Origin of the sequence: Nonomuraea soli (genome assembly GCF_013761175.1) — a bacterium.
In the GTDB taxonomy this organism is placed as follows: Bacteria; Actinomycetota; Actinomycetes; order Streptosporangiales; family Streptosporangiaceae; genus Nonomuraea; species Nonomuraea soli.
The window spans coordinates 360930-381383 of record NZ_JACDUR010000004.1 but is presented as its reverse complement, the minus strand read 5'-3'; the positions used below and the strand labels follow the sequence as shown (position 1 = coordinate 381383).

Below are 20454 nucleotides of genomic sequence, written 5' to 3'. Positions count from 1 at the left end.
TCGGCGGCATGACGCCCTCGCGAGTGACCGAGTTCCGCCGGGCCGCTCGCGAACGGCTCGCCGGTTACGAGCACACGACCCTGGAGAGCGCGCCCGGCATGCGGGCCGCGGCGGTGGTGTTGTGCGTGGTGCCGGGCGACGACGGCTCGCCCTGCGTGGTCGTCATCAAGCGCGCCTATCGCGGCCGCAACGCCGGCCAGTGGGGGCTGCCGGGCGGCAGGGCCGAGCCGGGCGAGCCGCCGGAGCGGGCGGCGCTGCGCGAGCTGGAGGAGGAGCTCGGCCTCGTCGCCGGGCCCGCCGACGTGGTGGGCAGGCTCGACGACTTCCCGGCGGCGTCGGGCTTCGCGATCACGCCGATCGTCGCCGTGCCCGCCGTCGCCCAGCCGCTGCGGCCCGACCCGCAGGAGGTGCACTCGGCGCACCGGGTGCCGCTGGAGCGGCTGGCGGCCGACGACGTGCCGAAGTGGGTGGACCTGCCAGACGGTCCGCCGCTGCTGCAGATGTGGCTCGCGCCGGACATGCGCATCCACGCGCCGACGGGCGCGATCCTGTGGCAGTTCCGCGAGGTCGTGCTGCTGGGGCGGGCGGCGGACGAGTCGAGGGTGGCGCACTTCCGCCAGCCGGTGTGGACCCGCCGCTGAGGTGGTGTCCGCGTCGGTGACACATCTGTGACCCAACCTCATGGGGCACTCGCCCGTCTCACATGCGTGGATCGACGGCTTTTCCTGCAATCTGCGGCGTTGGCCCCGCTGCTGTCCTTCGCGCCTCCGCCCGACTGGGCGGGGCTGGGCCGTACTCTCAAGGGCACCCTCGTGCGCCCTGGCGACCGGGCCTACGACGGCGCCCGCAGGCTGTTCAACCCGGCCTTCGACTCCGTACGGCCCGGCGGCGTCGCCTACTGCGCCGGGGCCTCCGACGTCTCGGCCTGCCTGGCCTTCGCCCGCAAGAACCAGCTCGCCGTGCACCCGAGGTCGGGCGGCCACTCCTACGCGGGCTGGTCCACCGGCCCCGGCCTGGTCGTCGACGTGTCCCGGATGAACGGCGTCACCTACCGCGACGGCCGCGCGACCGTCGGAGCGGGCGCCAAGCTCGTCGACGTCTACGGCAAGCTCGCCCGCCACGGCGTGAGCATCCCCGCCGGGACCTGCCCGACCGTGGGCGTGAGCGGGCTGACGCTCGGCGGCGGCATCGGCGTCGTCGCCCGCAAGTACGGACTGACCTGTGACGCCCTGGAGTCGGTGCAGATCGTCACCGCCGACGGGCGGCTCCTGACGTGCGACGCCCAGCACCACGCGGAGCTGTTCTGGGCGTGCAGGGGTGGGGGCGGCGGCAATGTGGGAGTCGCCGTCTCCTTCACCTTCCTGGCCCACCAGACCGCGCAGGTCACCGCGTTCTTCCTGCACTGGCCGTGGAAGAAGGCCGCGCAGGCGGTCAGGGCCTGGCAGTCGTGGGCGCCCGCCGCGCCCGACGCGTTGTGGGCCAACCTGCACCTGTCGCGCGACACCGGCGGCCTCGACGTGCAGATCGGCGGGCTCTTCCTGGGCACGCAGGCCGGGCTGGCCCCCCTGCTCAAGCCGCTGACCGACCGGCTGGGCGCCCCGTCGTCACGCCTGGTCCGGCAGACGACGCACCACGACGCGATGATGATCATGGCGGGTTGCTCGGGGCTGTCGGTCTCCCAGTGCCACCTGCCCGGCCAGACGCGCGACGGGCGGCTGTCGCGCGAGGCCTTCACCGCCAAGTCGCACTTCGCCTACCGCAGGATCCCGGCGGCGGGCGTGGACGCCCTGGTCGCCTGGGTGGCCAGGAAGGGCCGCCACACCGTCCTGCTCGACGCGATGGGCGGCGCCGTCGCCCGTGTCCCCGAGGGAGCGACGGCCTTCCCGCACCGGCAGGCGTTGTTCAGCGTGCAGTACTACGCGCCGGGCCGCGACCGGAGCTGGGTGCGCGGGGTGCACGGGGCGCTCTCCCCGCACCTGGGCGACCACGCGTACGTCAACTACATCGATCCCGACCTGGCCTCCTGGCGCACCGCCTACTACGGCCGCAACGCCGCGCGACTGGCCCAGGTGAAGGCCGCCTACGACCCCGATCGCCTGTTCCGGCTGCCCCAGGGGTTCTGAACCCGCATTTCAGGGCAGTCGTGATGGTCATGACGGTCAATCAATCAACGTCCGGTCAGGAGGAGAAGCGGGACGAGGCGGGGTCAATGACAGTCGCGGTCGGTGCTGCCGAGCAAGCTGTGATCTCTCGCCTGTGCGCCACGGCCCAAGATGCGCTCGGCATGGACGCCGTGGCCGCGTGGGTGGGTGGCCAGTCCCTGTCGCTGCTCTACAGCAGCGACGATCTGGCCGACCGGCTGGAGGACATGCAGTCGACGCTCGGTGAGGGACCGGCACTCGACGCCTGGCGCACCGGAGGCCCGGTGGCGGCGACGGACCTCGACCTCACCCATTTCCAGACCCGCTGGCCCGATTTCACCCTGGGGGCGCTCGGCAGCGGGGTACGCGCCGTTTTCGTCTTGCCACTCCGTGAGGGAGCCATCCGGCTCGGCGGGGTCTCCCTGTATCGAACCAGGCCGGGAGGGTTGTCGCGCTGGGCCTGGGGCCAGGCACTCGGGCTGGCCGGCGGGCTGCTCGAGGTGATGTTGTCGGGCGCCGCCTACTACCCCGAGGCCGACACCGGCGCCATCGAGACCCACCAGGCCACCGGGATGGTCTCGGTCCAGCTGGGGGTCAGCCTGGAACAGGCCTTCGTGCACCTGCGTCAGTACGCGCGCGAGCACGAGATGCGCCTGTCGGAGGTGTCGCGCAGGGTGCTGGAGCGCCGCCTGAGATTCACGGAAGGAGGCCGGTCATGAGCAGGGACGCCGAACTGGCCGACGCCTTCGTGGGCCTGGCCGACACGCTCGTCGAGGACTTCGACGTCATCGACTTCCTCGAAGGCCTCACCGGCCACTGCGTTTCGTTGCTGGCGGTCGACGCGGCGGGACTGCTGCTGGCGGGCAACCGCGAACGCCTGCAGCTCGTCGCCGCCTCCTCCGAGCAGGCCAGGGTGCTGGAACTGTTCCAGCTGCAGGCCGACGAGGGGCCGTGCGTCGAGTGTTATCGCAGCGGCCAGCGGGTCGACTTCACCGCGACCGAGCCCAGGCGCTGGCCCTCGTTCTCGCGGGCGGCCCAGCGGGCGGGCTTCGCCTCGGTGTGCGCGCTGCCCATGAGGCACCAGGGCTCCGTGATCGGCGCGCTCAACCTCTTCCGCGCCTCGCCGGCGCCCCTCGGAGAGACCGAGGTGCGCATCGCGCAGGCGCTGGCCGACGTGGCGACGATCGGGATCCTGCAGGAGCGTACGGCCAGGCAGCGCGAGCTGGTGGCCGAGCAGCTCCAGCACGCCCTGCACAGCCGCGTCGTCATCGAGCAGGCCAAGGGTGTCCTGGCGGAACGGATGGACACCACCGTGGACGCCGCCTTCGAAGAGCTGCGCCGCTTCGCCAGGAGCGGCAACCACCGCCTCTCGGACATCGCTCTCGCGGTGATCGAGGGGAAGGGGTGGCAGCGCGCTCCGCAACCTGGTACGACTACAGACAGCAATACCTGACCGACCAACCGCTCCAGACCCCGGCGGCCTTCCGCCAACGGCATGTCTGGAGCGGCCATGGGCCTTCGCATTGAGATCCACAGCGTCGACGACACGGCGTTGCTGCTGGTGGCGGGGGAGTTCGACGTCTCCTCGACCAGCCATTTGATGATGGTGGTCGCGGCCACCAGGGCGCGGCACATCAGACTGTCGCTCTCGCACGTCACCTTCATGGACGCGGCCGGGCTGACGGCGCTGGTGCGGATCGCGCACAGGACCGAGAGCCTGCTCCTGCTCGACCCGGCGCCGTCCGTGATGCGGCTGCTGGAGCTGACGCGCATGCATAATCATTTCGCCTACAGGTGGACTGACCTGGCACACTTCACCAATGCGGCACTTCCCTCTGTTCGATCTGAAGCTCACCACGCCTCGGCTGGAGTTGCGGTTCCCGAGCCTCGATGACCTCGAGCAGATCGCCGACGTGGCCGCCGAGGGAGTGCACGAGCCGGGATTCATGCCCTTCACCTTCCCGTGGAGCGACACCACGCCGGGCAAGCGGGCACTCAGCGTGATCCAGCACCAGTTCCGCCTGTGGGGCGGCGTCACGCCCGAGGACTGGAGCCTGGAACTGGCCGTCGTCCACGACGGCCGGGCCATCGGCTTCCAGGGCCTGACCGCCTCCGACTTCGCCGTGCGCAAGGAGGTGCTGTCGGGCTCGTGGATCGGCAGGAGGTTCCAGGGGCAGGGCATCGGCACCGAGATGCGCGGCGCCATCCTCCACCTGGCCTTCGCCGGGCTGAAGGCCGACTACGCCACCACCGACGTCTTCGAGGACAACCTGGCCTCGCTGGGAGTGACCCGCAAGCTCGGCTACCACGAGGACGGCATGCGCACCCACAACCGGCAGGGCAGGCGCGTCAACGTCAGGCTGTTCCGCCTTGCCGTGCAGGACTGGACCCCCAGGCCGGACATCGAGATCCACGGCCTGGAGGCGTGCCTGCCGTTCCTAGGGGCGGAAGAAGCGTAGAACGTCGGGATTGGCCATCGCGTCCCGGTTGGCCGCCTCCTCCACGGGGGTGCCGAGCAGGATCTTCCTCACCGGCACCTCCAGTTTCTTGCCCGACAGGGTGCGCGGGATGCCGGGCACCTCGATGATCTGGTCGGGCACGTGCCGCGGCGACAGTTCCTCGCGCAGGGTGCGGCGCAGGGTCATGACCAGGTCGTCCCTGAGCGTGGCGCCCTCGACCATGGTCACGTAGAGCAGCAGCCTGCCGTCCTGACCGAGCTGGCCGGTGTCGATGACGAGCGAGTCGGCGATCTCGGGGAAGCGCTCGACGACCCGGTAGAACTCGCTGGTGCCCATGCGCACGCCGCCGCGGTTGAGCGTGGAGTCCGAGCGGCCGTAGATGACGCACGAGCCGTCGTCGTTGATCTTGATCCAGTCGCCGTGCCGCCAGATCCCCTGGTAGACGTCGAAGTAGCTGTCGCGATAGCGCGACCCGTCGGGGTCGTTCCAGAACATGACCGGCATCGACGGCATGGGCCGCGTCACCACCAGCTCCCCCACCTCGCCGATCACCGGCTTGCCCGACGGGTCGAGGGACTTGACGCGCGCGCCCAGCGACCGGCACGAGATGACACCCGCGCGCACCGGGTGCAGCGGCGTCCAGCCGACGAAGCCGGTGCAGACGTCGGTGCCGCCGGAGAACGAGCCGACCGGCACGCCGGGAAGGTTCTCGGCCACCCAGGCGAAGCCCTCGGGCGGCAGCGGCGAGCCGGTGGAGCCCAGCCCGCGCAGCCGCAGCCCGTCGGGCTTGGCGCCGGACTTCATGCAGGCCAGGATGTACGGCGCGCCGACGCCCATGTAGCTGACGCCCTCCTCGCGCGCCAGCGCCCACAGGTCGCCCGGAGCCCCGTCGTAGAGGATCGGAACCGCTCCCACCAGCAGGGCGCCGACGAGGTAGTTCCACATCATCCAGCCGGTGGTGGTGTACCAGAAGAACACATCGCCCTCGCCCAGATCCTGGTGGAAGCTGAGCGCCTTGACGTGTTCGAGCACCACGCCGCCGTGGCCGTGCACGATCGGCTTGGGCAGGCCGGTGGTGCCGCTGGAGTACACGATCCACAAGGGGTGGCCGAAGGGCACGCGCTCGAACTCCAGCGGCCCCTCCTCCTGGCGCAGCCCCTCCCAGCCGATGACCTCGCCGCTGGGCAGCGCCGAGCCGTGACCGGGCGCCGGCTCGGCCTGCTGCGGCGGGCGGTGCTCCTCGGCGGCCGTCAGGTACGGGATCCAGACGGTCGCGCGCAACGACGGAAGCGCCGCGGCGATGTCGTGGACGGCCTGCGAGCGGTCGAAGCTCCTGCCGTTGTAGTGGTAGCCGTCGACGGCGATGAGGACCTTGGGCTCGATCTGGGTGAACCGGTCGACCACGCTGGGCACGCCGAAGTCGGGCGAGGCCGCCGACCAGATCGCCCCCAAGGAGGCGGTGGCCAGGAACGCGACAAGCGCCTGCGGGATGTTCGGCAGGTAGGCGGCGACCCGGTCACCGCGGCCGACACCCAGCTTGACCAGGCCGGTGCGCACCCGGGCGACCTCGCCGCGCAACTCCTGCCAGGACAGCTCCTGCCGTACGCCGTGCTCGGACCGGAAGACGACCGCCTTGCCCTCACGGTGACGGAGCGCGTTCTCGGCGTAATTGAGGCTACTGCCGGTGAACCATTCGGCCGCGGGCATCGTCCCAGTGATGACGGGCCCGTCACCACGCTCACCGATCACGTCGAAGTGGTCCCAGATGGAGCTCCAGAACGTCTCTGGATCGTCCACGGACCACTGCCATGCCTGCTCGTAGTCGCTCAGGCCGCGCGCCTGGAAGTAGCGCGTGATCCTGGCCTGCGCGACGGCCTCTTCCGTGGGCTCCCAGAGCAGCTCGCCTTCAGCAACCATATGTCCCATCCTGGCCTGCCCTTCGTGCGAAGTCATCATGGGGGCACACATATCGGGTTACCCACGTAGGTGGTCCACCGCCATACGCGCCGCCGTACCGATGACCGCGTCGGCCCTCGGCTGGTTGTAGGCCGTGGAATGCGCACGCGTGAAGACCGCCACCGCGTACCTGCCCCCGTCGGGGTACTCCACCACGCCGATCTCGTTGCGCACCGTCGGCAGCGTGCCTGTCTTGCCCGAGACGCCCACATCGTCGTACGGGAATCCGGAGGCCAGCCGGTGCGGCCAGACCTGGCGGCCCAGCACCGTGCGCATCCAGGCGCTCCGCTCCGGAGAGGCGGCACGGTCGGTCCAGATGAGTTCGAGCAGGCCCGTGCACTCCCGGGGCGTGCTGCGGTTGGTCTGCGCCGGGTCCAGGACCCGGAGCCTGGCGACCTCCTCCGGATCGACCACCGGCCAGGCCCTGCCCACGTCCTCGACCGTGCTCTGGAACAGCCCGGCCGCGCCCGACACCACGCGTGTCCCGGTGAACCCGAAGCCGTCCAGCATGGCGTTGACCCGGTCCGCTCCGACCCTGGCCAGCAGCAGGTCGGCGGCGGTGTTGTCGCTCAGCGCGATCATCAGCAGGGCCAGGTCGCGCAGCGACAGCGTGGCGTCGTCGAGGAAGGCAGAGACCCCGGTCGGGCCGAAGACCCGGTCGGCGTCGGTGACGGTGACCTGCTCGGCCCAGTCGAGCACGCCCGCGTCGGCCTGCCTGGCCAGCTCGACCAGCAGCGGCACCTTGAAGATCGAGGCTGTGACCACGGGCGTGTCGGGCCCGTGCCCCACCTGCGCGCCGCTGTCGAGATCGACGGCGTGCAGCCAGCCGTCGACCCCGGCCATCCGGAACTCCCTTTCGAGGTTCACGACGGAAACCCCGGCCCCATCCCTTCCGAGGCTCACGACAGGAACCCCGGACGGCCGCTGACCCGCCGCGCGGGCGCGGAACCCTCATCGCTCATCCCGGCCCTGCCTTTCAAGGTCCGTACGGCTGCCGCCGCGAACTGGGCGATCATAGGCGTCTCCGCACGCCAGGCGGTAGAGACCCGCCACGCGAGCGGCGAGCCGAGCAGCGGTCGCCACGCCAGCCCCGGCACCTGGGCGGGAGCACCGAACGACACCGCCGCCCCCGCCAGCACCAGCCCGAGCCCGACACCGTGGTGGAGCTGGGCGGGCACGAACCCGCGCCGGCGGCACTCGGCCAGGGTCTCCGCGAGCAGCCCGTCCTCGGGAGGCATGAGCAGATCGCGCCCCGCCAGGTCGGCCAGGTGCACCTCGCGGAAGCGCGCCAGCGGGTCCTGCTCCGCCAGCAGCACGCCGGGCACCTGGACCAGCGCCGGGCCGAAGCCCAGGCCCGCCGCGGTGATCGGATGCCTGACCAGGCCCGCGTCGATCGTCCCGTCGGCCAGCGCCGCGACCTGCTCGGCCGTCCACAGCTCCACCGGCGCCAGCCGTACCTCCGGGTTGTCCTCGCGGAAGGCCGCCACCAGCTCGGCGATCACGGCGGCGGCCAGGTCGGGCGGCACACCGACCTTGAGCACCGTGCCCTCGCCGGTGCGCGCCAGCTCCTTGAGCCGGTCGACGCGGGCGACGATCTCGCGCGCCTCGCCGAGCAGGAGCCTGCCGGCCTCCGTCAGGCGCACCTGGCGGGCGGAGCGGTCGAACAGGCGGGTGCCGAGCTCGGTCTCGAGGCGCTTGATGCGCTGGCTGAGGGGCGGCTGGGCCATGCCGAGCCGGATCGCGGCGTTGCCGAAGTGCAGTTCCTCGGCGACGACCACGAAGTAGCGGAGGTGCCTGACCAGGTCCATATATCCATTTTTATATGACTCTGGGGCTGATATCGATATTGGACATCAATGTCCGGTCTCTGGTGTCCTCTGGGGTCATGGGGAAGGGACGTTACATCGCAGCAGGGCTGGTGGTGCCTCTGGTCGCCGCCGCGGGGGTCGTATGGTTCACCAGGACCGAAGGATCCCCCGAGGAGACCGCCGCCGCCTACCTGTCGGCCTGGGGGCGGCGAGACTATCCGGCGATGAAGGCCCTGGTGGCCGAGCCACCCGCCGACTTCGTCCCCTGGCACCGGGGGCTGCCGAAGATGACCATCGAAGCAGGAGCCGACGGCGCCTTCACCGCACGCGTCGGCACGCTCTCCTACACGCACAAGCTGACCCTCATCGAGCACGACCGCACCTGGAAGGTGTCCTGGACACCCGCCACCATCCAGCCCGACCTCAAGCCGGGACGGCGCCTGCGGCTGCTCACCTCGCAGGAGAAGGTGCCCATCCTGTCGGCCACCGGAGCCAGGATCGACACGGGCGACGTCCCGGGATCGGTCCAGCAGATCGTCGCCGGGCTGAAGGACGAAGACGGCGGCGCCAGCAGCTCGCGGCTGGCCGTCTACCAGGGCGACCGGCTGGTCAGGACCCTCGCCGCCACCTCCGTCAAGAATCGCCCGTCCATCCGCACCACACTCGACCTGCGCGTGCACCGCGCCGGAGCCCGAGCCCTGGAGGACGTGGACGCACCCGCCTCCCTCGTCGCCCTGCGCTCGTCGACCGGCGAGATCCTCGCAGTGGTCAACAACCGGGGCGGCTTCGACCGGGCGCTGATGGGCAAATACCCGCCCGGATCGACCTTCAAGGTCGTCACCGCCTCCGCCCTCGTCGCCGACGGCGTCTCCGCCGAACAGACCGTGCAATGCCCGGCCGAGCAGAACATCGGCGGCTTCCCGTTCCACAACGCCAAATTCCGCGACTACGGCACACTGCCCTTCCGCGACGCGTTCGCGCACTCGTGCAACACGACCTTCGGCGCCATGACCGTCGCCGACCTCGGCGCCTCGCGGCTGGCCAAGGTCGCCGGGGACTTCGGATTCGGCGTGCCCATCAACCCCGGCGTGCCCGCCGTACGAGCCGACTTCCCGGCCCCCAAGGACGCCACCGACCTCGCCTCCGCCTCCATCGGGCAGGGCAGAGTGCTGGCCAGCCCGCTCAACATGGCCGCCGTCGCCGCCGCCATCGCCGACGGCACCTGGCGCCCGCCCCGGCTCCTGCCCGCCGACCTCCTCGCCGACCAGCCCGCCACCCGCACCCTCGAGCCGCCGGTGCTCAAGGCCCTGCGGTCGCTCATGCCCGCCGTGGTGACAGAAGGGACGGCGCACTCGGTGCCCTTCCCTGACGGAACGGCCGGCAAGACGGGGACGGCGGAGTACGGGTCGGGGGCGGAACCGCCGTCGCACGCCTGGTTCATCGGGTACCGGGGGGATCTGGCATTCGCCGTGGTGGTGGAGGGCGGGGGCGCGGGGTCGGCGGTGGCGGCACCCATCGCGGCACGCTTCCTCAACGGGCTGCCCACCACCCTCCCCTGACGGCATGGGCCTCGCGGGTCGTGCGCCTTCGGCGCGGGGCGGGCTCGGGCTCCCCTCATTGGGGGGCCCAGCCCCCCAAGACCCCCTGCCGGGGGCCTTCCGGCCCCCGGACCCCCCGGTCGTTGCCGTTGATTCGGTGTCGCCGGGCGCTTCGTTGTTTGGAGATTGCCGGATCAAGGCGTAGGACCACACGGGAGCAGGGCGAGCTTGACGGGCGGTTGCAGGGTCCGTCGTCGCAGGCGCGGTTTCGGCGGTCGATCTCGGCGTTGTTCAAGCATGCGACGCCGGCGGGTGGGTGCAGGTCACTCCGATGACGACGTCAACGTGTGATGGCACGTGAGCGGAGCGGGTGGAAGCGTGAAGACAGCCTTCGCGCAGGCAATGGCACACCCTGAAGCCAAGCCCTACCGCCACCGCCGCACCGCGCGGGACAACGAGCGGGCGTCCGCGTACCCCAGCCGTCGCGTGAGGTCCGCCGCCCCCGCTCCCTGCCCCCGCTCGAACTCCGCTCGCCTCAACCGGTCCAGTTCCACCCGCCACGTCGTCCCCGCCTCCGCGAGGCGGCGCTGCAGCGTGCGCGGGCTTACCCCCAGCCGTGCCGCCACGCCGTTCAACGACGGGCCCGCGCCGAGGGAGGCGGCGGCGGTTTGGCGGAAGCGGTCGAGCCAGGTGGTCGCGGCGGGTGGCGGCGTGAGGGTTTCGGCATAGCGCCGCAGGATGTTCCCCAGCAGCGGGTCGGCTCCGAGGAAGGGCAGGCGCATGTCGGCCTTGCGCAGCGTGACCGAGTCGACCGGGGCACCGAACTCGATCTCGCCGGAGCCGAAGGCGGCGCGGAACGACTCCTGGTGCCGCGGCGCGCGCTGGCGGAAGGCGACCCGGATCGGGCTGATGGGCCGGCCGGTGACCCTGCGGGCGCGGCTGAAGACGCCGGCGAGCCCGAACTGCATGGCCAGTTCGCCGCCCCGGCCGCCGCCGCTTCTGAGCTGGACGTTGAAGGAGATCTCCTGCTCGGTCTCCGTGCCGGGCTCGAAATGCCAGTTGGTGCTCACCGTGTCCATGAACATTCCGGTGGCGGCGAAGCCTTCGGCCATGGTCGGCGCGGTGATGAACAGGTAGTCGTAGAGCCCGAGCGCGCCGACGACGTAGTGCTGGGCGATCACCAGGCCGATGTCGGAGCGTCCTACGGCGTGCTCGACGAGTTCCCAGGTGCGCAGGTAGCAGGCGCTGGCGACCGCGGCGTGGTCGGTGCCCATGGCCCAGCCGGGGATGCCCACGTGTTCCGCTGTCCGCTCGGGGTCCAGGCCTGATGTCTCGATCAGGAGCTTGGGCAGCAGGATGCAATCCGTCGCTTCCTCCACGGGCGGAGATCGTAACAATGCGCCGCACATCACGCCATAAGTCAGGACTTTTGACATGGTGGCACCAAATTGGAGGGTATTGGCGCGTTTGGTCATGGGTGTGCGGGGCTCCCCCGGCTTAGGCTCGTCCCGATACGGCCCCCACGGGGGCGGTGCCGTAGGGGGGTCGCCCTGTACCGGGACGACGCCGAGCCTGGGAGCCGCCTGAACCGGTGCCTGGAGTGCGCGGTTTGGGAGCTCCGGGCGCACACCGTCAGGGAGCCTCGAAGCCCGCCTTGGTCAGCACGTCCCTGCCCTGCTGCGACAACACCAGCTCGACGAACTGCCCGGCCAGTTCCGCCGCCGGAGCCTTCGACAGCGTGACGATCGGGTAGTCGTTGACCGCCTTGTCGGCCTCGGGGAAGGCGATGCCGGTCACCTTGCCCGCCGACGCGATCACGTCTGTCGTATAGACCAGCGCCGCGTCTACCTCGCCCAGCTCGACCTTGGTGAGCGTCGCCTTCACGTCCTGTTCCAGCGTGACCGGCGTGACCTTCACCCCGGCCGCCTCCAGTGCCTTGAGCGCGGCGGCGCCGCACGGCACCTGCTCGGCGCACAACGCCACCTTCACGGCCGGGTCGGACAGGTCCTTCAGCTCGTCGACCTTGGCCGGGTTGGCGGCCGGGACCGCGATCTGCAGCTTGTTGCGCACGAACGTGGCGGGCGAGGCGGCGGCCAGGGAGGCGTCGGTGACGGTCTTCATGGTCGCCGGGCTGGCCGCGGCGAACACGTCGGCGGGGGCGCCCTGGACGATCTGCTGGGCCAGCGTCGCGCTGGAGCCGAAGTTGAACCTCACCGTGACTCCGGGGTGCGCGGCTTCGAAGGTCTTGCCGAGCTCGGTGAACGTGCCGGTCAGCGAGGCGGCGGCGAAGACGGTGAGCTCCTTGGCCGGTCCGCCCGCGGCGGACGGCTCGCTCGTGCCGCATCCGGACAGTACGGCCAGCGCGAGGGCGACGGGGGCGGCGATCGCCCATCGGTGAACACGGCCGAGCTTCACTGGGGCTCCTCACACCATGACGGGACGCGGCGACATCAGCCTACATCCGCATATGCGAGGGAGAAAGCCGCTATCGACCGGCATGAGCGAAGCAACCCGCCAAGATTCATCGCATTCGCCGCTCCAGACTGTCGAGGATGAGCTCGAGACCGTAGGCGAAACTGTCCTCCCGCGTCGCCGCACCGGATCGTCGCTGCAGCTCGAACAGGCGCCGCAGGGCCGGGTACGGCTGGGCGGCCTGCTCGGCGACCGGGACCAGGCCGTCCATCCACTCCTGCTCGCTCCGGCCGCTGCGGGCGAGCGTGGTCAGCCAGGCCGCCTCGCTGGTGGTGTGGCCGACCACGAACGACAACACGGCGGTCATCGCCAGATCGGCATCTTCCAGGGCGAATCCGGCCCGTTCCAGCACGGCGAGCATCTGGTCGGTCTTGCCCATCACGTTGGGCCCGAGGTAGGCCAGGCCGACCTCGCCGATCACCGAGACGAACCACGGATGGCGCAGGATCGCGGCGCGGAAGCTGTGAGCGATCACGGTCACCGATTCGCGCCACGGGGCTTCGCCGTCGATCCGCAGCTCGCCGTAGACCTCGTTCACGACCAGCTCGATGAGCTCGTCCTTGTTGGCGACGTGACGGTAGAAGGCGGTGGCCGCGGCGCCGAGCTCGACGCCCAGGCGGCGCAGGCTCAGCGCTTCGAGCCCTTCGGTGTCGAGCAGTTTCATGGCCGCGGCGACGATCTGTTCGCGGCTGAGGGCGGGCGCCTTCTTCGGCGGGCGGGTCCACACCGACGGGATCGGGCTGTCTGGGTTCGGCATGCGGCCCTCCTGTTCATGCACAGTGTAACGCGATTGCGCACAGCGCAAACTGCTGCGTACAGTGTTCACATATTCAGTACGCTGTTCACAGGAGGCTAGGCATGACCGAGGTAACGCTCCCCACCCGGCGGCCCGCTGGACGCCCTTTCGACCCGCCCGTCGAGCTGGCCCGGTTGCGCTCCGAGCGGCCGATCACGCGGATGCGCTTCCCCGACGGCCACCTCGGCTGGCTGGTGACGAGCTATCCCCTGATCCGCGCCGTGCTGGCCGACCAGCGCTTCAGCTCGCGCTACGAGCTGCTCCACTACCCGCTCGCCGACGTGGGCCAGATGCCGCCCGCACCCGTCGGCGACCTGACCGGGATGGACGCGCCCCAGCACACCCGCTACCGCAAGCTGCTGGCGGGCAAGTTCACCGTGCGCCGCATGAACCAGCTCACCGAGCGGGCCGAGGAGCTCACCGCCGAGCACCTCGACGCCATGGCCGGGCAGGGCGCGCCCGTCGACCTGGTGGAGTCTCTCGCCCGGCCGGTCCCGGCGCTGATGATCTGCGAGCTGCTCGGCGTGCCGTACGCCGACCGGGAGGACTTCGCCGGCCACGCGGCCCGCATGAGCAGGCTGGACGCCACACCAGAGGAGCAGTACGCCACGTTCGGCGCGATCGGCGAATACGTCAGGCAGCTCGTGGCGGCCAAGCGCACCCGCCCCACCGACGACCTGCTCAGCGACCTGACCGACACCGACCTGAGCGACGACGAGCTCGCGGGCGTCGGAGGATTTCTGCTCGGGGCGGGACTCGACACCACCACGAACATGATCGCCCTGGGCACCTACGCGCTCCTGGAGCATCCTGACCAGCTCCCCGCTCTCCAGGAGAGCCCGGAGAGCGCGGTGGAGGAGCTGATGCGCTACCTCAGCATCGTCCACACCGGCGCCAGAGCGGCCCTGGAAGACGTCGAGGTGGGCGGCCGGCTGGTGTCGGCCGGGGAGAGTGTGGCCCTGTCGGTCGTGGCGGGCAACCGCGACCCGGTGAAGTACCCGAACCCCGATGTCCTCGACCTGCGTCGTGCTGCCACCGGTCATCTGGGCTTTGGCTACGGGATCCACCAGTGTCTCGGCCAGCAGCTGGCCCGGGTCGAGATGCGGGTGACCCTGCCCGCGCTCATGCGTAGATTCCCGGCGCTCCGGCTGGCCGTGCCCGCCGAGGAGATCCCGATGCGCCACGACATGGATCTCTACGGCGTGCACCGCCTGCCGGTCACCTGGTGACCGCGCCCCGCGCCGTCACCGCCCGCCCGGCCCACGCCCCGCGAGCCTCACGACCCGCGAGCTCCACGACCCGCGAGCTCCACGACCCGCGAGCCTCACGACCCGATGGCCGTACGGCGGGCGGCCTGCCACCTGGCGCCGATCCTGCCGTGGCGCATGCGGCCCACCAGGCGGACGCGCAACGTCTGCGGCGTGCCGTCGTCGCCGTCGCGGGCGATGTCGACCACCCCGTGTCGTACGGACAGCTCGTTGGCGTCGACCACCATGCCGGGCGCCAGGAGCAACTCCACGGCCCCGCCGCTCACCCGCATCTCGATCACCAGCTCGGGCCCGCTGCGCACCGCGCCGGTCAGGTCGAGCAGCACGTCGCTCCACGCGGTGCGCAGCTCCAGCCGTCGCGGCAGGGTCCAGCGGCCGTCGCGGCGCACGGAGCCGTGCTTCTCCTTGATGGTCAGCGACTCGGCGGGCGGGTCGGCGGGCAGCGCGAGCGCCCCGAAGCCGCCGGGCTCGGCGACCAGATCGGCGACGAGCGGGGTCAGCGCGGCGACGGTGCGGGCGGTCAGCGCCGCGTCGAGCCGTTCGTCGAACTCGACCGGGTCGAGGCGGCCGTCGCCCACGGCGGCGTGCAGCACCGTGATGACCCGATCACGGTCCTCGTCGGACGCTCGCAACTCGGTCATGGCCGGCATCTTCCCTTCATCACGGTCGGTGGTCATTCGCAGTAGAGCCGTACTTTGGCGTCGGGCTGGTCGACATCGACGGTGAGGTCGTCGAGGTGCTCCACGAGATCGTCGAGGTGCTGCGGCTTGAGCTGGGTGAGATCGATCGGCACGCCCGATCTGGCCAGTTCGTCGTTGGCCCTGGCGAGTGCCTGGGGAGGCAGGAGGCTGGCGAGCCGCACGCCGGCCCGCAGCAGTTGCAGCGGCACCCTGACGTTGACCCTGCCCGGCCCGTCGAAGTCGTCGTCCCAGCTCACCAGGACCCGAAGGTATCGGGGCCTCGCCCGCGGCGACGCGGGCTTCTCGCGGTCGAGGGCGTCGAGCAGCCGCTCCGCCTCCCCCGCCGTGATCTTGCCGTCGGCGAGCATCTGCAGGATCTGGCGGCGCTGCTCGTTCATCCGTTGCTCACATTCGCTCATCTCACGCTTATCCGCAGGGCCGTACGCCCGTCGTCGACCTCGATCAGGGTGCCGGGCAGCGCCCCCGCCACCCGCCCGGCGACGGCCAGCGCCTGCGCCGGATTCACCCGGAAGACGAGGCACGCCACCAGCCCCGCCAGGACGGCGAGCAGCAGCAGCGGCGACAGCACCAGCAGCACAGGGAGCACGGGCACCGCGAGCCGCCTCCAGCGCCCGCCCGGGCGGCGACGGCGGATCGTCACCAGCATCGGGATCATCGTGGACGCTCCAGCTCGGCCAGCGCCTCCTGAACGCCGATCTCCCCGCGGCGCAGGCGTTCGACGACGTCGGCGCCTATCGGCGCCGGGTCGGTGTCGACGAAGTCGAGCTGCTCGGCGATCCGGTTCAGGCGAGACTTGACCGTCGGGTAGCTCACTCCGAAGATCCGCTCCATCTCCTTGATCGAGCCGTGCGACCGCACGAACGCGGCCACGAACACCTGGTCCTCGACGCCGAGCCGGGCCAGCTGCGGCGGCTCGAACTGCCCCTCGACCGCGATGCCGCTGCCGGTGAGCCGGACCCGCTCGACCACGAACGGCTGCCCGCGCGTCAGATCCGTCAGCTCCTGCCAGTCCACCATGGCCCTCATTGAACCTTAATTTTCTTAAGCTCTCAACTCGAAGAACTTAAGTTCTTCAAGAGCTGGAGCCGCATCTACCCGCCGTGCCTTCGTCAGGCCATGACGCCGCCCGTTCCAGCGTCTCCGTGTCGGCCACGACGTCCGTGGTGTCGGCACCGGTCGCGTCCACGCCGCGCAGGTCCGCCCGGCGCAGCTGCGCGCCGTACAAGCAGGCCTCGCGCAGGTCGGCGCCCCGCAGATCGGCGTCGTTCAGCTGCGCCCGGTCCAGCATCGACCTGCGGAACGATGCTCCCTGGGCGTTGACCCCGCTGAGATCGACGCCGTGCAGGTCCAGTCCGTCGAGAACGGCGCCGGCGAGGTCGGCGCCGCGCAGGTTGACCCCCTTGAGGTCGTCGGCGGTCAGCTTCCTGCCGCGAAGGTCCACGGGCGACGGGGCGCTCTCGGACGGGGAGGCTCCGCCGGCCTTCAGCGTCTCCGTGGAGAAGAACGGCACACCGCGCTGGTATCCCATCCAGCCGATCACGACGAGTACCACCGCCAGGATCGTCACCGCCAGCCGGTGAGCCGTCTGGAGCACCTCGTCGCCGACGAACAGGATGAGGGCCGCCACGACGATCACGCCGCTGAGGAAGGTGCCCAGCGACCCCCAGAGCATCCCCACGCCGACCATGACGCCCAGGGTGAGGAGCGGCCACAACCACAACCACCGATCGCGTCCCCGCAGCTCACGCCCGGGAGTCCGGGCCGGGGCGGGCGGGCTCGCGGGCGGCCTGAGGTCCTCGTCGGTGACGGGCAGGCCCAGGGGGAGATCGTTGTCGTCTGCCGCCTGCGCCGTGGTCTGCGCGGGTGTCTCTGTCACTCGGTCATTCCTCGCCGGATGTCGGATCCGTCGCCTGCTCCGCGACCGCCTCCGGCGGCTGTGCGGGCGGGACGTAGGCGAGGAGCGGCGCGGCCTCGCGGGTGCGGGGGTCCGCCTCGAGGATCTTCATCAGGACCACGTTGCGCTCACGCTCGACCGCACTGTCGTCCGGATGGGCCAGCCGGAGCCGGTCGTAGAGGGCGAACCTGTTCATGTCGATGAGCGTCGCGATCGCGGTGCCGTATTCGGCGGCCAGCGCCACCGCGCCCCGGTACGAGGTGTAGGCGATGGCGTAGGGAACAGCCGCCAGCAGCAGCCAGGCGCCCTGGTGCCACATGAACGGAATCGTCACGACAGCGGCGACGAACCCGAGAACGGCCGTGCGCACGGCCAGTTCCATCTGGGTGCGCTGATTGGTCAGGTAGCTCAGCTCCGGCGCCTGCGCGGTCATGGCCATGCGCGGAACGGCCACGAGCGAGTCGATGCCGTACATGGAGCCCGCGCGCCGTTCGTAGCGGCGCAGCATGTTGCCGAGCCGGGTGGGCAGCACCTCGTCGAGTCCGTCGGGGTAGCCCGCCCGGATGCGGCGCATCTCCGCGTTCAGGGCGTCCGCGCGAAGGGCGTCGAGCGTCGCTCGGCGCGAAGGAGGCCGGTGGTCGGCGTCGAGCCGGCTCAGGTACCAGGCGCTGGCGTCGATCTGGTCCTCGGTCTCCTGGTATCGGCGGCGGTGGTGGAGGGTGCGCAGGAGGGCCAGGGGCCGTAGCAGCGCACCGTTCCAGTAGCCCTCCATGAACTGGATGAGCATGAACTGCAGGGGGTTGGCCGCCAGCGCCCCCGCCGCCGTGAGGATCGTCAGCAGCGCGACGTCGGCCAGTTGCAGCCCGTCGAAGACCTTCGCCCAGTCCAGCGTGCCGGTCCAGGCTCCGCTCTTGATGAGGACGTAGAGGTAGGTGGCGAACAGCGCGGCGGGAATGGCGCTGACGATCGTGAAATAGCGCCCGATCCGGGTGATGCCTCCGGACGCGCCCGAGAGCAGGTTCGCCATCTGTGACCTCAGCTGGTTCTGAATCTTTGGCCGCAATACTCGCATGTCATGACAGCGCCGGTGCGCACGTTGAAACAGCCGCATCGGCGCTCGGGACACTTCACCAGCGCGGCGATGGGGCGGTCGTAGCCCATGACACGGTTGTCCACGTCGCACCGCCAGCCGTGCCTGTCGCCGCCGTTCACCATGTAGTGGCTCTCCTTGGCGCGCGAAGTGCACGCCCGCACCAGGAAACACTTCCGGCAGCGGCTGCACGTGTGGCGCGGCGGCCGCGCGGACTGCGGGACACGGCAGTGGGGACACAGGACGCCCTGGTCGCCCGACCGTCCGTTGCCGGGGGGCGTGATGCCTGGCTGGGACTGGGCCAGGAGCACCATCACCCACAAGCGCACCAGCAGCCGCATAGGCCGATGATGACCGCTGTGCGCGCTCGCGCCAAGACCGGCGCGTCACCGCCGGATCGGGCTATCCCGCCTTGCGGTCCACCGGCGAGGTCAGCCCGGCCACCGCGGCCACGACCTCCGAGGCGTTGGACAGGTCGGGCAGCACCACGTCCGCTCCCGCCTCCCGCAGTTCGGAGGCCATCGACCGGCCCGACGCCACCCCGATCACCGCAGCCCCGCCGATGCGGGCCGCCTGCACGTCGTGCGTGGAGTCGCCGATCACCACCGTGTTCGCCGCCGCGAACGCCGTGCCGTACCTCTGCTTGGCCCGCCCCTGCGCCACCTGCACCAGCGCCGCCTTGGGGTAGACCTCCTCGCCGTACCCCCCGATCTCGAAGTCGACGTGCCCGTCGAGCCCGAAGGCCCGCAGCTTGTGCACGGCGTTGCTCTTGATCGACCCGGTGAGCAGCGACTGCACCACGCCGTCGAGCCGCGCCACCGCCTCGAGCGCCTCGCGGGCGCCGGCCATCATGCGGCCGGTGGCGGCGATCCGGTCGGCGCGGGAGGCGAACGACACGGCCAGCGCGGCCAGGAAGCGCGGCAGGTAGTCGTCCTCCGGCTGGATCCCGTTGCGCGCGAACACGTCGAAGACGATCTCCGACTCCGGTCGTCCGAGGGCGGGAGCGAGCTTCACGAGGGGGCGGCCCGTCACGACGCGGAACGCCTCGGCGTACGCGTCGCGGGTGACGATCGGGACGTCGACGAGCGTGAGGTCGACGTTCCAGAGCACGAGGCGGGACTTCACGGGCACAAGGGTACGGCCGGCAGGCCCTTCAAACCGATGGGACGACCGATTTAAGCATGGTTGAGCGCTTCGGCAAGGCTGTCCACCACGGGGAATCCCGTCTCTTCGAGCTTCGCCCGCGGCGTCATCCCGCCGGTGTACAGCACCGCCCGCGCGCCGACGTGCCTGGCGGCCACGCCGTCGTCGACGCTGTCGCCGATCACGAGGGTCTTGGCCGGGTCGACCCCGGCCGCCCGGATGTGCGCCAGCATGTGATCGGCCTTCTCGCCGCCGGTGGCCCCGTCGCGCAGGCCGTCGACGCGCACGAAGTAGGTGTCGAGCCCGAAGGAGGTCACCAGGGGTTCCAGGTGGGAGTGGGGCGCCATGGAGCACAACGACTGGGTGCCGGACCAGGCCTTGATCATGGCCTCGGCGCCCTCGGCCAGCCGGCAGGCCGTCATCAGGCGGAAGTAGCTCTCGTGGAACCCGTCGTCGAGCAGGCGCCATTCGCCCTCGCGCAGCTCGCGGCCGAGGATGACCTCGTAGGTCGCCCACACCGGCCGGGTGTAGACGGCGCGGAAGCCGTCGGCGTCGAGCGGCGGCAGTTCGTAGGGCAGGAAGACCTCGTTGGTCGCACCGACGATGGCGTCGATGTCGTCGAAAAGGGTGCCGTTCCAGTCCCAGAGAATGTGTTCAGTCATGCCTTACATCTTCGAGGATGTCAGGTATCTCCTGCGTCGCGTACCACAGGAGCTCGTGCGCCTCGGCGCCGTCGACGGTGAACTTGGCGTCGTCGTCGCCCTGGTCGGCGGCGGGAAGAGCGACGACCGCCTCCTCGATGTCGCGTGCGGCGAAGCGGTCGTCGACGTGCACGGCGGCGACCTTGGCCATCGGCACCGCCTCGCGCAGCCGTACCCTGGCCCGCTCCTCCAGCGCCGCTCCCGCCACGACGATGTCGTCGGGCACGTCGGCGGCGATCACGACGCGCCGCCCGGGCGCGACGACGCCGTCGGCCCGGTCGGCGGCGAGCATGCGCAGCGAGGCGCGGGCCGCCTCGGTCAGGGCGACGTACTCCAGCTCCTCGGTGTCGCCCGAGGCGTACCACTCGGTGAGCGAGGGCGTCACGGCGAAGCCCGTGAGAGGAGCTGGACCGACCTCCCCGGTCTCGGCCGCTCGGGCCAGGGCCGGGATGGTGCACGGCAGATAGACACGCATGAGGTCAATCAT

24 protein-coding genes are annotated in these 20454 nt (G+C 70.9%); 8 read left to right on the top strand and 16 right to left on the bottom strand.

Annotated elements, in window-relative coordinates:
• Positions 1 to 8: 8 nt before the first annotated feature.
• The 6 genes from HNR30_RS20255 (at position 9) to HNR30_RS20230 (ending at position 4600) form a co-directional block, all read left to right on the top strand.
• On the top strand, positions 9 to 641 hold the full coding sequence (locus HNR30_RS20255; RefSeq protein ID WP_181611469.1) for an NUDIX domain-containing protein: 633 nt from the start codon (positions 9 to 11) through the stop codon (positions 639 to 641).
• 99 nt (positions 642 to 740) lie between these two features.
• Positions 741 to 2123, top strand: coding sequence for an FAD-binding oxidoreductase (locus tag HNR30_RS20250; protein WP_181611468.1), 1383 nt, complete (start codon positions 741 to 743; stop codon positions 2121 to 2123).
• Between the two features lie 161 nt (positions 2124 to 2284).
• Positions 2285 to 2860 (top strand): GAF and ANTAR domain-containing protein, encoded by a 576-nt coding sequence (locus HNR30_RS20245; protein WP_246378894.1) that lies wholly within the window; start codon positions 2285 to 2287, stop codon positions 2858 to 2860.
• Positions 2857 to 3594, top strand: a complete 738-nt coding sequence (locus HNR30_RS20240; protein WP_181611466.1) for a GAF and ANTAR domain-containing protein — start codon at positions 2857 to 2859, stop codon at positions 3592 to 3594. The genes HNR30_RS20245 and HNR30_RS20240 overlap by 4 nt, the downstream gene beginning before the upstream one ends.
• A 57-nt stretch (positions 3595 to 3651) precedes the next feature.
• On the top strand, positions 3652 to 4035 hold the full coding sequence (locus tag HNR30_RS20235; protein WP_181611465.1) for an STAS domain-containing protein: 384 nt from the start codon (positions 3652 to 3654) through the stop codon (positions 4033 to 4035).
• Positions 3962 to 4600 (top strand): GNAT family N-acetyltransferase, encoded by a 639-nt coding sequence (locus HNR30_RS20230; protein WP_181611464.1) that lies wholly within the window; start codon positions 3962 to 3964, stop codon positions 4598 to 4600. The genes HNR30_RS20235 and HNR30_RS20230 overlap by 74 nt, the downstream gene beginning before the upstream one ends.
• Here the strand turns inward: HNR30_RS20230 and HNR30_RS20225 are convergent.
• From HNR30_RS20225 to HNR30_RS20215, 3 genes are read right to left on the bottom strand one after another with little or no spacing between them, the layout of a single operon-like run.
• The gene (locus tag HNR30_RS20225) at positions 4580 to 6517 is read right to left on the bottom strand and encodes an acetoacetate--CoA ligase (protein ID WP_181611463.1); all 1938 of its coding nucleotides are present in this window, start codon (positions 6515 to 6517) and stop codon (positions 4580 to 4582) included. The two genes, HNR30_RS20230 and HNR30_RS20225, sit on opposite strands and share 21 nt — an antisense overlap.
• Positions 6518 to 6574: 57 nt before the next feature.
• On the bottom strand, positions 6575 to 7423 hold the full coding sequence (locus HNR30_RS20220; protein WP_312894525.1) for a serine hydrolase: 849 nt from the start codon (positions 7421 to 7423) through the stop codon (positions 6575 to 6577).
• A gap of 32 nt (positions 7424 to 7455) precedes the next feature.
• Entirely contained in the window at positions 7456 to 8364 is a 909-nt protein-coding gene (locus tag HNR30_RS20215) for a LysR family transcriptional regulator (RefSeq protein WP_181611462.1), read from the bottom strand.
• Between the two features lie 77 nt (positions 8365 to 8441).
• Here HNR30_RS20215 and HNR30_RS20210 point away from each other — a divergent pair, with 77 nt between their 5' ends.
• Entirely contained in the window at positions 8442 to 9923 is a 1482-nt protein-coding gene (locus HNR30_RS20210) for a penicillin-binding transpeptidase domain-containing protein (RefSeq protein ID WP_181611461.1), read from the top strand.
• Between the two features lie 404 nt (positions 9924 to 10327).
• Here HNR30_RS20210 and HNR30_RS20205 read toward each other — a convergent pair whose 3' ends face one another.
• The 3 genes from HNR30_RS20205 to HNR30_RS20195 all read right to left on the bottom strand — a co-directional run bounded on the left by HNR30_RS20205 (position 10328) and on the right by HNR30_RS20195 (position 13131).
• Positions 10328 to 11281 (bottom strand): AraC family transcriptional regulator, encoded by a 954-nt coding sequence (locus HNR30_RS20205; RefSeq protein WP_181611460.1) that lies wholly within the window; start codon positions 11279 to 11281, stop codon positions 10328 to 10330.
• A 253-nt stretch (positions 11282 to 11534) separates the two neighbouring features.
• Positions 11535 to 12317 (bottom strand): molybdate ABC transporter substrate-binding protein, encoded by a 783-nt coding sequence (modA, locus tag HNR30_RS20200; RefSeq protein WP_181611459.1) that lies wholly within the window; start codon positions 12315 to 12317, stop codon positions 11535 to 11537.
• 106 nt (positions 12318 to 12423) lie between these two features.
• On the bottom strand, positions 12424 to 13131 hold the full coding sequence (locus HNR30_RS20195) for a TetR/AcrR family transcriptional regulator (protein WP_181611458.1): 708 nt from the start codon (positions 13129 to 13131) through the stop codon (positions 12424 to 12426).
• 101 nt (positions 13132 to 13232) lie between these two features.
• Here HNR30_RS20195 and HNR30_RS20190 point away from each other — a divergent pair, with 101 nt between their 5' ends.
• Positions 13233 to 14399: a cytochrome P450 gene (locus HNR30_RS20190; protein WP_181611457.1), complete on the top strand. Its 1167-nt coding sequence runs from the start codon at positions 13233 to 13235 to the stop codon at positions 14397 to 14399.
• Positions 14400 to 14494: 95 nt separating this feature from the next.
• On the opposite strand, the gene HNR30_RS20185 is transcribed toward HNR30_RS20190, so the two are convergent.
• The 10 genes from HNR30_RS20185 to HNR30_RS20140 form a co-directional block, all read right to left on the bottom strand.
• Positions 14495 to 15079, bottom strand: coding sequence for a DUF1707 SHOCT-like domain-containing protein (locus tag HNR30_RS20185; RefSeq protein ID WP_246378893.1), 585 nt, complete (start codon positions 15077 to 15079; stop codon positions 14495 to 14497).
• A gap of 32 nt (positions 15080 to 15111) precedes the next feature.
• Positions 15112 to 15516, bottom strand: coding sequence for an SHOCT-like domain-containing protein (locus HNR30_RS20180; RefSeq protein WP_181611455.1), 405 nt, complete (start codon positions 15514 to 15516; stop codon positions 15112 to 15114).
• 17 nt (positions 15517 to 15533) lie between these two features.
• The gene (locus HNR30_RS20175; RefSeq protein WP_181611454.1) at positions 15534 to 15794 is read right to left on the bottom strand and encodes a hypothetical protein; all 261 of its coding nucleotides are present in this window, start codon (positions 15792 to 15794) and stop codon (positions 15534 to 15536) included.
• Positions 15791 to 16156 (bottom strand): DUF2089 domain-containing protein, encoded by a 366-nt coding sequence (locus HNR30_RS20170; RefSeq protein WP_220133786.1) that lies wholly within the window; start codon positions 16154 to 16156, stop codon positions 15791 to 15793. Before HNR30_RS20170 ends, HNR30_RS20175 begins: the two co-directional genes overlap by 4 nt.
• Before the next feature lie 55 nt (positions 16157 to 16211).
• Positions 16212 to 17015 (bottom strand): pentapeptide repeat-containing protein, encoded by an 804-nt coding sequence (locus HNR30_RS20165; RefSeq protein WP_181611453.1) that lies wholly within the window; start codon positions 17013 to 17015, stop codon positions 16212 to 16214.
• 4 nt (positions 17016 to 17019) lie between these two features.
• Positions 17020 to 18060, bottom strand: a complete 1041-nt coding sequence (locus HNR30_RS20160) for a hypothetical protein (protein ID WP_181611452.1) — start codon at positions 18058 to 18060, stop codon at positions 17020 to 17022.
• 8 nt (positions 18061 to 18068) lie between these two features.
• The gene (locus HNR30_RS20155) at positions 18069 to 18464 is read right to left on the bottom strand and encodes a hypothetical protein (protein WP_181611451.1); all 396 of its coding nucleotides are present in this window, start codon (positions 18462 to 18464) and stop codon (positions 18069 to 18071) included.
• A gap of 61 nt (positions 18465 to 18525) precedes the next feature.
• Positions 18526 to 19248: an HAD family hydrolase gene (locus tag HNR30_RS20150; RefSeq protein ID WP_376771751.1), complete on the bottom strand. Its 723-nt coding sequence runs from the start codon at positions 19246 to 19248 to the stop codon at positions 18526 to 18528.
• Between the two features lie 50 nt (positions 19249 to 19298).
• Positions 19299 to 19928 carry an HAD family hydrolase gene (locus tag HNR30_RS20145; RefSeq protein ID WP_181611450.1) on the bottom strand — a complete coding sequence of 210 codons (630 nt, stop codon included), beginning with the start codon at positions 19926 to 19928 and terminating at the stop codon, positions 19299 to 19301.
• The gene (locus tag HNR30_RS20140) at positions 19921 to 20442 is read right to left on the bottom strand and encodes a DUF6912 family protein (RefSeq protein WP_181611449.1); all 522 of its coding nucleotides are present in this window, start codon (positions 20440 to 20442) and stop codon (positions 19921 to 19923) included. Before HNR30_RS20140 ends, HNR30_RS20145 begins: the two co-directional genes overlap by 8 nt.
• Positions 20443 to 20454: the final 12 nt, after the last annotated feature.

Excerpts from the sequence above, each read along its gene's own strand:
- HNR30_RS20190 (WP_181611457.1), top strand. The coding sequence starts at position 13,233 with ATGACCGAGGTAACGCTCCCCACCCGGCGGCCCGCTGGACGCCCTTTC.
- HNR30_RS20170 (WP_220133786.1), bottom strand. The coding sequence starts at position 16,156 with ATGGTGGACTGGCAGGAGCTGACGGATCTGACGCGCGGGCAGCCGTTC.
- HNR30_RS20160 (WP_181611452.1), bottom strand. The coding sequence starts at position 18,060 with ATGGCGAACCTGCTCTCGGGCGCGTCCGGAGGCATCACCCGGATCGGG.
- HNR30_RS20245 (WP_246378894.1), top strand. The coding sequence starts at position 2,285 with ATGGACGCCGTGGCCGCGTGGGTGGGTGGCCAGTCCCTGTCGCTGCTC.
- HNR30_RS20180 (WP_181611455.1), bottom strand. The coding sequence starts at position 15,516 with ATGAACGAGCAGCGCCGCCAGATCCTGCAGATGCTCGCCGACGGCAAG.
- HNR30_RS20215 (WP_181611462.1), bottom strand. The coding sequence starts at position 8,364 with ATGGACCTGGTCAGGCACCTCCGCTACTTCGTGGTCGTCGCCGAGGAA.
- HNR30_RS20145 (WP_181611450.1), bottom strand. The coding sequence starts at position 19,928 with ATGACTGAACACATTCTCTGGGACTGGAACGGCACCCTTTTCGACGAC.
- HNR30_RS20155 (WP_181611451.1), bottom strand. The coding sequence starts at position 18,464 with ATGCGGCTGCTGGTGCGCTTGTGGGTGATGGTGCTCCTGGCCCAGTCC.
- HNR30_RS20235 (WP_181611465.1), top strand. The coding sequence starts at position 3,652 with ATGGGCCTTCGCATTGAGATCCACAGCGTCGACGACACGGCGTTGCTG.
- HNR30_RS20225 (WP_181611463.1), bottom strand. The coding sequence starts at position 6,517 with ATGGTTGCTGAAGGCGAGCTGCTCTGGGAGCCCACGGAAGAGGCCGTC.
- HNR30_RS20240 (WP_181611466.1), top strand. The coding sequence starts at position 2,857 with ATGAGCAGGGACGCCGAACTGGCCGACGCCTTCGTGGGCCTGGCCGAC.
- HNR30_RS20140 (WP_181611449.1), bottom strand. The coding sequence starts at position 20,442 with ATGCGTGTCTATCTGCCGTGCACCATCCCGGCCCTGGCCCGAGCGGCC.
- HNR30_RS20175 (WP_181611454.1), bottom strand. The coding sequence starts at position 15,794 with ATGATCCCGATGCTGGTGACGATCCGCCGTCGCCGCCCGGGCGGGCGC.
- HNR30_RS20195 (WP_181611458.1), bottom strand. The coding sequence starts at position 13,131 with ATGCCGAACCCAGACAGCCCGATCCCGTCGGTGTGGACCCGCCCGCCG.
- HNR30_RS20185 (WP_246378893.1), bottom strand. The coding sequence starts at position 15,079 with ATGACCGAGTTGCGAGCGTCCGACGAGGACCGTGATCGGGTCATCACG.
- HNR30_RS20255 (WP_181611469.1), top strand. The coding sequence starts at position 9 with ATGACGCCCTCGCGAGTGACCGAGTTCCGCCGGGCCGCTCGCGAACGG.
- HNR30_RS20230 (WP_181611464.1), top strand. The coding sequence starts at position 3,962 with ATGCGGCACTTCCCTCTGTTCGATCTGAAGCTCACCACGCCTCGGCTG.
- HNR30_RS20210 (WP_181611461.1), top strand. The coding sequence starts at position 8,442 with ATGGGGAAGGGACGTTACATCGCAGCAGGGCTGGTGGTGCCTCTGGTC.